Below are 13,335 nucleotides of genomic sequence, written 5' to 3'. Positions count from 1 at the left end.
TCGGAGGGGGCCTCGACGGCCCCCTCCGATACCTCCCCCCCCGGCTAGCTTGCGCGGGCCAAGCCCGCGCTCGAAGCCTTGAAGATGGAGAAGGTCCCCATGGCCTTGGCGACGGGCCGCCCGTCGTTGGTGACGTCCGAATCGAGAAAGGCCAGCCGCCTGGTCTTGTGGAGGAGCTTGCTGTCGCAGGTCAGCAGTCCGGAGGTCACGGCGCCGAAGTACGCAATCTTGATGTCCACCGTCGCGCACAGCTCGTCGTCCTCCAGGCACGGGTAGAGCGCCGCCCCCATGCCGGTGTCGGCCATCGAGAAAATGACGCCGCCGTGCAGGACCCGGTGCGGGTTGAGCAGTTTTGGGTCCACGCTGAGGACGCAGCGGCTCCGGCCCGCATCCTGTCCCGAAACGCTCAGCCCGATGAGCTGGGCGAACGGGTGAAAGATCTCCGAGTCCGGCGGCAACGGTTTTGGCATGGAAACCTCCTCGCCCGGCGCTCTCCGCGCGCGTGATGCCAGCCTATCACGTTCCTCGCGCGTGCCCCCCGCCCTTCCGCCGGCGCCGGGGAGGGCTTAGAATGGCCGTTGTGATTGCCGCGGGATCCGGCCTCGCCGTCGGACGGTCCCCCGAAGATGCCGCCCTCGACGGCTGCCTCCAGGCGTTGTCGCGAAGCGGCCAGGACCATGCGGACCTGGCGCTCGTCTTCACCACGCCCGACGCCTACGCCAGCGCCTCCAAGATCCTCCACGTCGTCCGGCGCGTGACCGGAGCCCGTACCGTCGTCGGGTGCAGCGGCGCGGGCGTCCTGACCGATCACCGGGAGGTGGAGGGAGAGACCGCCGTCGCCGTCCTAACCGTTCGTGGAGAACGCCTGGCCGCGACTCCGTGCCTGCTGGAGGACCAGAAACGCGCCGGCGCCGAAGCCGGGTTTGAGCTGGCGGATCAGCTCGGGGCAACCGTCGCCGAGGGCGGGTGCCTGCTGCTCCTGCCGGATGCGATCGGCCTGGACCCGCCCGCACTCCTCAGCGGGCTCCGGGAGGTGCTCGGCTTCGTCCCGGTCGTGGGCGGCGTCGCGGCCGGAATGCCCCTGTTCGAGCTGTTCAACACCGAGCCCGTCCGGGGCGGGATCGCCGGCGTCGCCGTGTCGGGCCCCAGGCCCGTCGTGGGCGTCGCCCAGGGGTGCATGCCCATCGGGGCGCCGTACGTGATCACGCGCGCCGAGGAGAACGTGATCCACGAGATCGGAAGCCGGCCCGCGGTGGAAATCCTCAAGGAGGCCATCTCCTCCCTCGAGAACCCACAGGAGCGGATCCGGCGTGCGGGAATCTTCGCGGGGCTCGCCATGGACCCCGCCAAGTCGCCCCTCGACCGCGGCGACTTCCTCGTGAGGAGCCTGGTGGGGGTGGATCAGTCGACTGGCGCGATCGCGGTTGCCGAGCCGGTCAGGGTGGGCCAGACGATCCAGTTCCAGATCCGAGACGCTCAGGCGGCGCGCGAGGACCTGCGCGCAACCCTTCGCGACCTGGCAGAGCGGCTCGGGCGCCGCCCGCCCGCGTTCGGCTGCTACTTCAACTGCGCCGGGCGTGGCCAGGGGCTCTTCGGGGTCGCCGACCACGACGTGCGCCTGATCCGAGAGCACCTCGGCGAGTTCCCGCTCGCGGGCTTCTTCGGCAACGGCGAGTTCGCGCCCGTCGGCCACCGGAACTTCTTCCACACCTACACGGGCGCGCTGGTGGTCTTCCCCTCGGATCCGGCCTGACCAGATCCCCGCGCCGCCCGTGAGCCTCCGTGTTCCCATCTTCCCCCTCCCCAACACGGTCTTCTTCCCGCACACGACCCTGCCGCTTCACATCTTCGAGCCACGCTACCGTCAGATGGTGGCGGACCGCGTGGCCGGCGACAAATGCCTCGCCGTGGTCCTGCTCAAGCCGGGCTGGGAAGCAGACTACTACGGGCGGCCCCCGGTCTGCCGCGTCGCCGGCGCCGGGGAGATCACGCAGTGGGAGAGGCTCCCGGACGGCCGCTACAACATCCTCCTGCGCGGAACCGGCCGGATCGTCATCGAGGGCGAGGTCCGGGCGGAGAAGCTCTACCGGATCGCCGCCGCGCGCTGGCTCGAGGACGCCTATCCCGCCGGGGGTGAGCGGGAGCTCGCGCCCCAGCTGGAACCCCTGCGGCTCGCCTTCGGCCAGCTCCTCAGCGGGCTCTCTCGACCGATCCCGAAGCTCCTCGACGTCCTGACCGACCGCGACAGCCCAGCCGCCGTCGTGGACCGGATCGCCGCCGCAGTGGTCGGCGAGGCGGAGCTGCGGCAGCGTCTCCTCGAGGAGCCGAACGTCGAGGCGCGGATCGGCGAGGTAACGCGCTACCTGAGGACGCTCCTCGCCGCGCGCGGGGAGCGCGACCCGCGCTGGCAGGCGAAGTGGAACTGACTCGCGCGGCTCCGCCTTCGAGGTGCCCTCGAATCAGGTCCGCGTCGTCTCCCCGTGAAGCCACCGGACGGCGTCCCGGCACGCCGCCGCGAGATCCTCCAGCGTCCCCTGAAAGAAGTGATCGGTGTCGAGCAGTCGCACCCAGGGCGGGGCGAGCAGGGCGGTGATGAGCCTCTCGAGCCGATCGGGATCGCAGAAGTCGTCCCGGCTCCCTGCGATCACGGCGATCCGGCAGGAGGCCGTGCGCAGGAACGCGAAGTCGTAGCGGTTCAGGGGCGGGGCGATCGCCAGGTAACCGGAGACCCGCGGGTCGGTGGCTGCCAGCCGGCCGCCGACCATGCTGCCGAAGGAGTACCCCGCCACCACCTGCGTCGAGGGAATGCCGCCCAGCGCCTCCTGGAGGAAGTCGAGGGCCCCCGCGACGTCGGCGACCTCCGCCCGCCCTTCGTCGTGCGAGCCTTCGCTCCCGCCCACGCCCCGAAAGTTGAACGCGAGGGTCGTGTACCCGGCGTCCTGAAAGGCCTGCTCCGCCGTCATGATCACGGGCGTGAGCATCGACCCGCCGTAGAGCGGATGCGGGTGACAGAGCACCACGGCGCGGTCGCGCTCCGCCGGCGTCAGGCGCCCCTCGAGCTGCACGGCGTCCGAGGCGGGGAAGCGAACGAGCCGCGCGTTCCGCGACAGCCGGATCCGCATTCTAGAACCTGAAGGACTGGGAACACCTGCTCGAAGACAGCCTTGTCGCCGCCCACCATGATGGAGAGCGTCCTTCGATGGCGCCTTTCTCCCCTCCCGAGACGGGAGCGTCCAGCATCCGGACACCCTTCGCGTCAAGCGCCCGGGCGATCCGTTGAGAGGCAAGCGACGAGATGGTGGACATGTCGATAAAGATGAGGCCGGGGTGAGCGCCCTCGATGATCCCATTCGGCCCGAGGGCCACCGGTTCGACATCGGGGGAGTCGGGGAGCATCGTGATCAGGCATTCTACCTGCTTGGCGACGGCCCTGGGCGAGGTCGCGGCCCGCACGCCTTCGGCGATCAACGCCTGGACCGGCCCCTGGCTCCGGTTGTGCACGATGAGCTCGAAGCCGGCCTTCAGGAGGTTCCGCGCCATCGGACGCCCCATGATCCCGAGCCCGATGAACCCGACCCGTCTCACCATGGCGATTCCCTCACGACAGGCACAACGGCTCAACCAGAAAAACGCTCGCGGCGCGGGATGGTAGCCTTGAGTAACACACTCCCGATGCGAGGTCAACGCTGTCCCGGGACCTTCCCTTGACAGTGTGCGGGTGACATGTTACGAGTCCCACATCGTGCGCCCGTGACCGCAGACCCTTCCGAACTCGCGCAAAGGAGGTCCCGACGCCTGATGGAGTTGACCCGCGAAGAGGAGCGGATGCTAAACGGGGACTGCGGTGAGCCGTGCCGATGGGCCCTGAGCCTCCAGGTGGAGACCGGGAAGTTCTTCGGGGCGACCCGGATGCTTTCCGTCCGCTCGGCGCACATGATGGCCGACATCGAGATTCTCGGCCCCTCCGGGGTCGCCTTCCTGGAGCGGCTCATGGAGCAGGGAGCCCGAGCGCGCGTCCTGGCCACCCTGAACCCTGGCTCGGTGGACTTCGCGGCGGCCGAGCGGCTCCGCCAGGACCCTGCGATGGTGGAGTTCGAGCGCAAGGTGATCGCGCTCTGCCGGAAGATGGGATTCATCGCGCTTGGCAGCTGCGTACTCTACCAAACGGCCTACCAGCCGCACCGAGGGGAGCATTTGGCCTGGGGCGATACCGGGACGGTGATCTGGGCGAACTCGGTAATCGGCGCTCGGAGCAACTTCGAGAGCGGGCCGGCCGCACTGGCGGCGGCCCTCACCGGACGCGTTCCCGACTACGGCTTTCACCGGGACGAATGCCGGGCCGGCACAGTGCTGGTGGACGTCACGACCGAGCTAGCGGATCTTGCCGACTGGGGGGCCCTTGGCGCGCTGATCGGGCGGCAGTTGACGGACTACTGGGCGGTGCCCGTCATCTCCGTTTTGAACCGGTCCCCCCTGCCGGACGAGCTGAAGCATTTCGGGGCGGCGCTCGCGGCCTGGGGATCGATCGCCATGTTCCACATGCCACCCATCACCACAGAGGCGCGCACCGTGGCCGAAGCCTTCGGCGGGCGAACGCCCGAGCGGACGATCCGGGTCGGCGCGGAGGAGATCGATGGAGTATATCGCTGGTACGTCCCGGATCGCCGCGAGGTGGATCTGGTAGTCTTCTCGGCCCCGCAACTTTCCGTCTTCGAGCTTCGCATGCTGGCGGAGCTGCTCGATGGACGCACGGTGCACGAGAACACGCGCCTGATCGTGACCACCGACGCCATGGCGCGTGCGGCGGGCGAGCGGCTGGGTTACGTTGACGCCATCGAGCGGGCCGGCGGGCTGGTGCTCGACGGCACGTGTTTCTACCACATGGCTATCGGCGACATGCGGAGAACGTTCGGCTGGCGGAGCGTGCTCACCAACTCCGCCAAGCTCGCGAACATCGTCCCGAGCTACCAGTACCAGCCGATCCTGCGCCGCACGGCGACCTGCATCGAGGCAGCCGTCCAGGGGCGATTGGCGGAATGAAGGGTGAACGACGGGTCATCGTTCTCCGCGGCCACCCCGGTCCCGGCCGGGCAGTAGCAGGCCGCGCGCTAGTCTCGACGGAGGCTTTCGGCGTCCGTTACGACCTCGATCGGGAAACCGGCATCATCTCCCGCGCCGGGCACGCGATCTACGGGCAGAGCCTAGCGGGCAAGATCCTCGTGTTCTCGGGCGTCAAGGGTGGCATGGCCGCGGGATGGGCGCTGGCGGACTTGGCCCACCGCGGCCTCGCCCCGCTCGCCCTGATCTTCCGGCGGAGCAACCCTGTCATGGTGCAGGGGGCCATCTTCGCCGGCATCCCCATCCTGGACGGACTCGAGCCGGATCCGGTGGCAACCGTCGTGACCGGCGATTACGTCGAGCTGGATCCAGCCACCGGAACCGTGACCGTGTACAAAGAGTCCGAGACGTAGAGAGGAGGAAGCGCGATGCGACAGCGCGGGGTTCGAGCTTCGATAAATCTCGTGGCGGTATGGACCCTCCTCTTCGCCTCCGTTGCCCAGGCCTATCCCGAAAAGCCGGTCTCCCTGATCGTGCCGTTCGGGGCGGGCGGCCTCCCCGATCAGGTCGCTCGGAACCTAGTCGAGGCAACCAAGCCGTACTTCCCGAAGCCGCTCCTCGTCGTCAACCGCCCGGGTGGGGCTGGGACCGTAGGCGGGGCTGAGGTCGTCCAGGCCAAGCCGGACGGCTACACCATCGGGATCACCACCAAAGGCCCGATGCTGGTCCAGCCGCACATCAGCAACCTGCCGTACAAGGGACCAGCAGATTTCCTGCCCGTGATCAAGCTGATCAATCCGCCGCTGGTGTGGGCCGTGCGCGCGGAGGCGCCCTGGAGAACGATGAAGGGGGTGCTGGAGTACGCCAAGGCCAATCCCGGGAAGATCCGGGTGGCCCATCCGGGCGCCGGCTCGCTCCAGCACCTGACGCTTGAGACACTGAAGGAAAAGGCCGGAGTGGATATGACGCCTGTGCCGTTCGGCGGCGGGGGTGGGGAGATGACCGCTGCGGTGCTGGGAGGTCATGTCGAGGCCACGGTGATCCCGCCTGTCGTGATTCTCGGTCATGTGCAGGCGGGCAAGATGCGGATTCTGGCGACCTTCGAGGAGAAACGGAATCCTCTCTTCCCGGATGTTCCGGCGGTGCGGGAGCTCGGGTACGATGTCACCGGTGGCAACCCGCTCTTCGTGTTTGCGCCCAAAGGAACGCCCGATCACGTCGTGCAGACCATTCACGACACCTTCAAGAAGGCGATCGAGAGCGAATCCTTCAAGAAGTTCGCCCAGAGCAAAAGCCTAGTGATCGACTATAAAGGCCACGCGGAGCTGAAGCAGGAGCTGGAAGGTGACCACGCCCTTGATGTTCATGCTCGTCGGCACATACAGCGTGAACAACAGCCTGCTCGACCTAGTCGTGCTCGTGGTCATGGGGGTCGTCGGGTATGTGCTGCGGAAACTCGAGTTCGACGTGGCGCCGATGATCCTGGCGCTGGTCCTCGGGCCGATGCTCGAGAAGACCTTCCAGCAGAGCCTCTTCATGAGCCGGGGCGACCTCTTCGTGTTCGTTCAGCGCCCGATCAGCGCCGTGCTGCTCCTGCTCCTCTTCGCGATGCTCCTCGCGCCGTTCGTGGCCTGGCGCCGCGCGCTCCGGCGCCCGTTCGCGCTGGCCGGTCCAACGCGCTGAGCCTGACCACACCCCACCCTGCGGCGCCGGAAGGCCCTTGACAACTGCGGCAATCCTACGGTACGGCTGACCTGATCTTTTGCGTGACCGCCCCCCATCGTCCTCAATCAGCGGGGGTTGACGCACTCGGCCAGGTATTCCGTCGCCTTCCGGTGGTGGAAGGCGTATTCGAGGAACATTCCGCCCGGAAACGGGTCGACCGCGTAGGCCTGGTACGCGGCGACCTTCCTGGTCAGGAAGTCGTGGCTCACGAGACCGGAGATGCCGACTGCGACCTTGGCCAGATCGGTGAACTCGTGCGCCTCCTCCATGAGGTCCTCCACCGCCCGCAGCTCCAGCCCCCAGTCGATCATCACCGTGAGGGATCTCGCGCGCGGCTTCGGCGGGCGGTCCGGAATCGGGATCGATGCGAAGGCCCGGCTCATGGCACTCTCCTTCCGGCGCGCAGCGGGCTCAGTCGGTGCGCGCTTCCAGCTCCTCCCGGAGCGCCTTGTCGATCTCCTCTTGGATGTTGGTCACGATGGTGCGCGCCAGCGCGACGAGCTGCGGGTCGAACGGGTCGCGGGGCCGCGGGACGTCCACGCGCACGATCTCCTTCACCGTGCCCGGCCGCGCCGTCAGCAGGACAATGCGGTCGCCGAGCAGCACCGCCTCGGTGATGTCGTGGGTGACGAACACAATCGTCTTCGTCCTGAGCTCCGTCTCCTGCCACAGCGCGATCAGCTCTTGCTGCATCTGCCGGCGGGTCTGCGCGTCGAGGGAGCCGAACGGCTCGTCCATCAGGTACACGTCGGGCTCGATGGCGAGGGTGCGCGCGAGCGACACCCGCTGCTGCATGCCGCCTGACAGCTCGCGGGGGTAATGATCCTTGAAGGCGACGAGCCGTACCATCCGCAGCTTCTCCAGCGCGGTCCGGTTCTGCTCCATCTGCGGGAGCCCCTTGAGGCGCAGGCCGAACTTCACGTTCTCGAGCGCGGTCAGCCACGGGAAGAGGTTGAAGCGCTGGAAGATGAAGCCGCGGCTCGTGTCGGGGCCGAGGATCGGCTGGCCGCGATACTCGATCGTACCGCCAGTCGGAAACTCGAGCCCCGCCATGATCTGCAGGAGCGTGGTCTTCCCGCAGCCGGACGGGCCGAGCAGGCAGACGAACTCGCCCTCCGCGATCTCGAGCGCGACCTCGCGCAGGGCCTCGGTCTCGTGGAGGCGGCCGTTCCGCTCCCGGACGAACGTCTTGTCGAGCTTGCGGATGGTGAAGACCGACCGCATCACTCGAGCCAGCCCCCGAGCACCCTGCGCTCCACGCGCCGGTACACGCCTTCCTCGAACGCGATCATGGCCGCGGCGAAGAACACCAGCACGACGAAGACGTCCTCCGTCCGGAGGGCGATCGCGTTGTAGTTGAGCCAGTAGCCGAGCCCCTGGGTGGCGCCGATCATCTCGGCGGCGGCCAGGACGCGCCAGCCGTAGCCGAAGCCCATGTGGAGCCCGTTCATGACGTGCGGCAGCGCGCCCGGGAACGTGACGTAGCGGAAGAGGTGCCACTGCCTCCTGGCGCCCAGCGTCCGCGCCGCCTTCATGAGCTCGGGATCCACGCTCCGAAACCCCTCGTACGTCGTCAGGACGATGACGGGGAGGACCGTGATGATGATCACGGTGATGATCGCGGTCTCGCCCAGGCCGAACCAGATGATCACGACGCCGAGCCACGCGATGCCGGGGATCGGCTGGACCATCCGGATCAGGTAATCGACCTGGCTTCGGAAGAAGTGTGAGAACGCCATGAAAAAGCCGACGGCGAGCCCGACGATGGCGGCGAGACCGAAGCCGACGAAGACCCGGAGCATGCTCATGACCAGGTGAATCAGGATCTCGCCGCTCACGACGCTCCGATAGAAGGTCTGCGCGACGAGGAAGGGGGAGGGCAGGATGTAATCGGGAACTCCCCGGCTCAGGATGTGCCAGATGACCAGGATCCCGAGAATCGGAAGAAACTTACGCAGACCGCGGAGCCGCCCCGCGGGCGTAGTGCGAACGGTCGCCAGCCGCCGCTCGACTGCCGCGTCGACTTTCACGGCCGCTGCCCCCCTACTTCCACTCGAAGAAAAGCCGCTCGGGCGTCAACTTCTCCTTTATGTACCCGAAGCGGTGCATGTAATCCATGATCTTCATCATGCTCTCTCGTTCCGCATGAGTCAGGACCGTCGGGTTCGGGTTGAAGACGACCATCCCGCTTTTCACCGCCGGGCGCGCCCATTCCTCCCGCATCCGCTCGTACTTCACCAGCAGGCGCACCTGCTCCTCCTCGTCGTGCTGGACCTTGCGGACCGCCTCGGCCAGAACCTGCTGGATTTTCTTCACCGCTTCGGCTTGCTCCTGGAGGAACTTTTCCTTCACGAGCAACCCGTGCCAGACCGCGGGAACGGGCGTGTTGAAGATCCGCCGCCATTCCGCGTTCACGTCGACCAGGATCCGGGCCTTCGGGTTCTCGATGACCATAGCCTGGGCGTTTGGAGGCCACGTGATCGCGGCGTCCACCTCACCCAGCTTGCCTGCCTTCAGCATCTCCGGCCCCGTCATGGGCCGCACCTGGGCATCCTTGTGGGGATCGAGGCCGAGCTCGTAGAGGACGATGCGCCCGATGACTTCGCTGGCACTCCCCGGGCCCGAGATGGCGACCCGTTTGCCCTTGAGGTCCTTCACCTCCTTTATCGCCGGATCAAACGTCACCACCGCCACGCTCCCGTAGGCGAAGAAGGCGAGCACCTTGGCGGGCACGCCGCGGCCGATCGTGACGCCCATCGGCCCCGGGCCCGTGAAGGCGATGTCGGCGTCGCCCGCGGTGAAGATCCGGATGACCTCTTTGCCCACGGTGACGATGATGGGCTTGACCGTGAGTCCGGCCTTCTCGAATAGCTTGTGATCCACCACGTAGTAGAACGGCGTCACGCTGACGCCGGATGGCGCCACGATGGTGATCTCCTTCGCCCCTGCGGGACCCACCAGCCCCATCAGAAGACCCGCGGCCAAGAGAAGAACAAGAAGGAGGAAGATAGGTACGCCTCGCTGTGTGTTCGTCATCGCGTGTCCTCCTGACACAAGCGTTTCCTGGAACCGCTCCCGGCGATGCGCGGCTTAAGCCGGGCGCCGCCGGTCACCGGAGCTGCACATAATAGCGGAACTTGACCGACGCTCTTCCTGAACTCGATCAGCGTGTTGTGAAACGTATAGGCGATGCGTTCGATGAGAATTACGGGACCGCCCGGCCGAAGCCCGAGCAGCTTCGCCTCCTGCGGCGTGGCAACGCTCGGTTCCAGGTACTCGTCGGCGCGAAGGATGTGGAAGCCGAATTTCTCCGCGAGGACGTCGAAGAGCAACCGGTCCTTCAGGTCGGCCGGGGCCAGGTCTTTGAAGTGATCCAGCGGTAAATACGAGGTTTGGACGATGATCGGCTCGTCGTCGATCAACCGGAGCCGCCTGAGGATGACGACCCGCTCGCCCGGTCCCAGGTTTAAGATCCGCGCCACCTTGGGCGGAGCCATCCCCGTCCGCTGGCTCAGGAGCTTGGCCGCGGGGACGATGACCTCGGACGAATACCCCGTCGTGAATCGAAAGAAGCGGGAGGTGGCGCTCCGCGCGAAGTCGATCTTGAGAACGTAGGTGCCGGCGCCGGGCTTGCGGGAGAGGTACCCGCCCCGAACCAGATCGGATAACGCACGCCGGAGCGTCCCCCGGCTGATCCCGTATTTAGCGCAGATCTCCGATTCGGGAGGGAGGAAATCACCCGGCTTCAGCGCTCCGGTGTGGATCTGTCGCAGCAGATCCTCTTTGACCCGGAAGTACAACGGCCCGAAACGGGGCGGGGGATCGGAGAGGCGTCCCTCGCCGTGCCGGATCGGATCAGTACGCGCGGATCTGAGCACCCTTCCCTCGGGGTCTGACGAGCCCCGAACGGTCCCGGCGGTTGGAGGCTTGTTCGTGAAAAAGTAGCTCTTCTATACTTTTACGGGACTGGCTTGTCAAGCCCCCATCTGCCCGACCCCGGCCAGCGTCCGGCGCGGGGTCACGCCAGAAAATGTCCGGAGCACGTGGCGAAGCCGATGGAAACCTCGCAGAGACAGAGGAGGCGCGAATGGCCCAAGTATTCGTCCTCGGCGCAGGCACCCCCACACCTACCCCGGCGCGGTTCGGTTCGGCCTTCGCCGTCGAGGTCGGCGGCGAGTATCTCATGTTCGACTGCGGGCCCGCGGCCACCTACAAGCTCGTCAAGGCTGGGATTTTCCCGACTAAAGTGGACTACCTCTTCTTCACCCACCACCACTTCGACCACGACGTGGACTACCCGTGCTTTCTGCTCTGCCGCTGGGACCAGTCGGTCGGCAGAGAGAACATGCTCCAGGTCTTCGGCCCAACCCTTACCCAGACCATCACCGAGCGCATCCTGGGCGAGAACGGCGCCTTCGTCCACGACTGGAAGGCCCGCGTGAACCACCCGACCAGCCAGCGCGTGCACGTGAACCGGGGCGGGACCCTGCCCCGGAAGCCACCCTCGGTTCTGGCAAAAGATGTGGGCCCGGGGGTGGTGCATCAGGAACGAGAGTGGCGGGTGACGGCCGCTCCCGCGGAGCACGTCCAGCCGTGGCTCGACTCCCTCGCCTACCGGCTGGATACAGCCGACGGGAGCATCGTGTTCACCGGCGACACGCAGCCATGCCAGAGCGTGGTGGACCTGGCCCGCGGTGCCGACATGATGCTCTGCATGTGCTGGGACGACCAGGAACAGATGATCGTCATGGGCGAAGCGCCGGGGCAGTGCGGCACCACCGGCGCCGCAGAGATGGCCCGGGAGGCCGGCGTTAAGCGGCTGGTGCTCGTGCACATCGGCCCGCATCTGTCCGCGCACGGGCCGATGGAGAAGGGGATAGGCGATGTGCGAAAAGTCTACGACGGCGAGATCATCTTCGCCGAGGAGCTCATGCCGGTTCGGCTGCGGGCCTAGCTAGGAGGCCAAGCCGGACTGGAGCACGTAGAGCCCCCACCCGATGAGGACGAGCCCCGTCGCGCGCGAGAGCCAGGGGCCCCGCGCGACGGCCTTTTCGAGCAGGATGAACCCGGCCAGCGCGGCCACCCAGAGGAGGTTCATGACGCCCCCCACGAAGAGGAGCCCCATCAGCGCCCAGCAGCAGCCGACGCAGTAGGCGCCGTGGTGAAGCCCCATGCCGAGCGCGCCCCACCGCCCCTCCCGCCACCGGGCGAGGAGGAACCCGAGGGGCGACTGGCACTGGACCAGGCAGGCGGCCTTCAGCGGCGTGAACTGGTAGAGTCCGGCGAGGAGGAGGAACGCCGCGCTCAGCAAGAGACTCGTCGCCGCCAGGTGAGGCGAGAGCAGGAGGAGCCCCTGGAGCGCCCACTGGAGCGCGGCGGCGAGCAGGCTCCACCCGAACCAGACGACGAGGTAGCCGAACGCGAAGAGCGCCGTGAGCCGCGCGGCCTCCTTCGCAGCCTGCCCCTTCCGCTTGCGCTGGGCCCCCGAAAAGAGGAGCAGCACCGGGGCCGCCGAGGGGAGCATCATCGCCACCATCATCGTGGCCCACATGACCGCCGCCGCCCCGAGGTCCGCGAGCCTCCAGGGGAGGAGGCGCGGGGCGAGGGCGCCCATCTCCATCCCGTCGCCGCGCAGCCACAGGCCGAGCCAGGCGAACGCCGTCAGGCCGGCGAGCCCGGCCATGACGATCGCCCGGTCCCGAGCGAGGAGCCACGCGAGCACGGCTCAGGAGCCCTGCCAGTTGAACGGGGCGAAGTGACCGTTGTTCTGCCCGCTGGCGTCGTCCCAATTCAGGCCGAACGCGTGCAGGTGGCTCCGCGCCGAGCGCGCGAGGGCCAGGCGGGAGTTGGCGGGGTGGAGGGTATTGTCGATGTAGAGCGGCTCGCCGGGCCTGGCCGGGCTCGCCACCCCTTCCACGGCCTGGTCCAGTACACCCGGGATCGAGACCGACCGTTGCATGCCGTTCTTCTCATAGCGAATCGGCCTGGCCTCCACCCCGAGGAAGGCGCCGATGAGCGGGGCGAGGGCCGCCATGGGCCCGCCGGCCTGGCCGCTCACGACCGCCGTCAGCGCCTGCTGCTGCTCGGGCTTCGCCCGCTCGTCGGTGATCAAGCCGACGGACCAGTTGCCGTCCGCCATGACGCCCGGGCTGCGCCCCAGGACAGCGAAGCTGAGGCCGTCGAGGGCCAGGTCCCCGTAGCGCCCCCGGTCCACATGGAACACGAAGGCGAAGTAGCACTCGCCCTTCGTGGGCCGACCGGCCAGGTTGGTCGGCACGCAGGGGCAGAGGTACGTGCAACTGCAGGTCTCAAAGTAGTCGCCGCTGAGCTGCCACGAGGGGTTCGCCATGGGTTGCCTCCTCGGATGATGGGCCGGTGAAAGGCAGATGCGCCGCGCGCAGTATAGCGCCGCCTCGGCGTCAGGGACAAGGCGGCGGAAACCCCTTCTTCGACCGTCTCGCGAGCGGCCTCACCGGTTCGAGCGCGGGCTTCGCCCGCGCAACCAACTCGGGCCTCGCCTCGTGGCTCTCCTCGCCTGCGGCTCGTCGGGAG

General features: G+C 67.6%; 16 protein-coding genes and 1 pseudogene. 7 read left to right on the top strand and 10 right to left on the bottom strand.

Annotated elements, in window-relative coordinates:
• Positions 1–44: 44 nt before the first annotated feature.
• The gene (locus tag HY726_01360) at positions 45–470 is read right to left on the bottom strand and encodes a PaaI family thioesterase (GenBank protein ID MBI4607639.1); all 426 of its coding nucleotides are present in this window, start codon (positions 468–470) and stop codon (positions 45–47) included.
• Positions 471–571: 101 nt separating this feature from the next.
• Here HY726_01360 and HY726_01355 point away from each other — a divergent pair, with 101 nt between their 5' ends.
• Together HY726_01355 and HY726_01350 are read left to right on the top strand one after the other, a co-directional pair.
• Positions 572–1,753: an FIST C-terminal domain-containing protein gene (locus tag HY726_01355; GenBank protein ID MBI4607638.1), complete on the top strand. Its 1,182-nt coding sequence runs from the start codon at positions 572–574 to the stop codon at positions 1,751–1,753.
• Between the two features lie 19 nt (positions 1,754–1,772).
• A complete protein-coding gene (locus HY726_01350; protein ID MBI4607637.1) occupies positions 1,773–2,426 on the top strand; it encodes an LON peptidase substrate-binding domain-containing protein in 654 nt (217 codons plus the stop codon).
• A gap of 33 nt (positions 2,427–2,459) precedes the next feature.
• Here HY726_01350 and HY726_01345 read toward each other — a convergent pair whose 3' ends face one another.
• Positions 2,460–3,122 carry an alpha/beta fold hydrolase gene (locus HY726_01345; protein ID MBI4607636.1) on the bottom strand — a complete coding sequence of 221 codons (663 nt, stop codon included), beginning with the start codon at positions 3,120–3,122 and terminating at the stop codon, positions 2,460–2,462.
• Position 3,123: 1 nt separating this feature from the next.
• Entirely contained in the window at positions 3,124–3,588 is a 465-nt protein-coding gene (locus tag HY726_01340) for an NAD(P)-binding domain-containing protein (GenBank protein MBI4607635.1), read from the bottom strand.
• A 210-nt stretch (positions 3,589–3,798) separates the two neighbouring features.
• On the opposite strand from HY726_01340, the gene HY726_01335 reads away from it, so the two are divergent.
• From HY726_01335 to HY726_01320, 4 genes and pseudogenes are all read left to right on the top strand, one after another.
• A complete protein-coding gene (locus HY726_01335; protein ID MBI4607634.1) occupies positions 3,799–5,040 on the top strand; it encodes an aconitase X catalytic domain-containing protein in 1,242 nt (413 codons plus the stop codon).
• Positions 5,037–5,471 (top strand): DUF126 domain-containing protein, encoded by a 435-nt coding sequence (locus HY726_01330; GenBank protein MBI4607633.1) that lies wholly within the window; start codon positions 5,037–5,039, stop codon positions 5,469–5,471. Before HY726_01335 ends, HY726_01330 begins: the two co-directional genes overlap by 4 nt.
• Before the next feature lie 15 nt (positions 5,472–5,486).
• Positions 5,487–6,353: pseudogene (locus HY726_01325) on the top strand (tripartite tricarboxylate transporter substrate binding protein).
• Positions 6,354–6,402: 49 nt separating this feature from the next.
• Positions 6,403–6,741 carry a tripartite tricarboxylate transporter permease gene (locus tag HY726_01320; protein MBI4607632.1) on the top strand — a complete coding sequence of 113 codons (339 nt, stop codon included), beginning with the start codon at positions 6,403–6,405 and terminating at the stop codon, positions 6,739–6,741.
• 107 nt (positions 6,742–6,848) lie between these two features.
• Here HY726_01320 and HY726_01315 read toward each other — a convergent pair whose 3' ends face one another.
• From HY726_01315 to HY726_01295, 5 genes are read right to left on the bottom strand one after another with little or no spacing between them, the layout of a single operon-like run.
• On the bottom strand, positions 6,849–7,166 hold the full coding sequence (locus tag HY726_01315) for a phosphosulfolactate synthase (protein ID MBI4607631.1): 318 nt from the start codon (positions 7,164–7,166) through the stop codon (positions 6,849–6,851).
• 28 nt (positions 7,167–7,194) lie between these two features.
• Positions 7,195–8,007, bottom strand: a complete 813-nt coding sequence (locus HY726_01310; protein MBI4607630.1) for an ABC transporter ATP-binding protein — start codon at positions 8,005–8,007, stop codon at positions 7,195–7,197.
• Positions 8,007–8,813: an ABC transporter permease gene (locus tag HY726_01305; GenBank protein MBI4607629.1), complete on the bottom strand. Its 807-nt coding sequence runs from the start codon at positions 8,811–8,813 to the stop codon at positions 8,007–8,009. The genes HY726_01310 and HY726_01305 overlap by 1 nt, the downstream gene beginning before the upstream one ends.
• A gap of 13 nt (positions 8,814–8,826) precedes the next feature.
• On the bottom strand, positions 8,827–9,819 hold the full coding sequence (locus HY726_01300) for an ABC transporter substrate-binding protein (protein MBI4607628.1): 993 nt from the start codon (positions 9,817–9,819) through the stop codon (positions 8,827–8,829).
• The gene (locus HY726_01295; protein ID MBI4607627.1) at positions 9,816–10,661 is read right to left on the bottom strand and encodes a GntR family transcriptional regulator; all 846 of its coding nucleotides are present in this window, start codon (positions 10,659–10,661) and stop codon (positions 9,816–9,818) included. The genes HY726_01300 and HY726_01295 overlap by 4 nt, the downstream gene beginning before the upstream one ends.
• Before the next feature lie 209 nt (positions 10,662–10,870).
• Between HY726_01295 and HY726_01290 the strand changes: the two genes are divergently transcribed.
• Positions 10,871–11,737 (top strand): MBL fold metallo-hydrolase, encoded by an 867-nt coding sequence (locus tag HY726_01290; protein ID MBI4607626.1) that lies wholly within the window; start codon positions 10,871–10,873, stop codon positions 11,735–11,737.
• On the opposite strand, the gene HY726_01285 is transcribed toward HY726_01290, so the two are convergent.
• On the bottom strand, positions 11,738–12,466 hold the full coding sequence (locus HY726_01285; protein MBI4607625.1) for a DUF2182 domain-containing protein: 729 nt from the start codon (positions 12,464–12,466) through the stop codon (positions 11,738–11,740). It abuts the gene before it with no gap.
• Between the two features lie 42 nt (positions 12,467–12,508).
• On the bottom strand, positions 12,509–13,132 hold the full coding sequence (locus HY726_01280) for a DUF1326 domain-containing protein (protein MBI4607624.1): 624 nt from the start codon (positions 13,130–13,132) through the stop codon (positions 12,509–12,511).
• Between the last annotated feature and the right edge of the window lie 203 nt (positions 13,133–13,335).

Source organism: Candidatus Rokuibacteriota bacterium, assembly GCA_016209385.1.
Taxonomy (GTDB): Bacteria; Methylomirabilota; Methylomirabilia; order Rokubacteriales; family CSP1-6; genus JACQWB01.
Note: the sequence above shows the minus strand (reverse complement) of the source record. Positions and strands in the feature narration are given on the sequence as shown.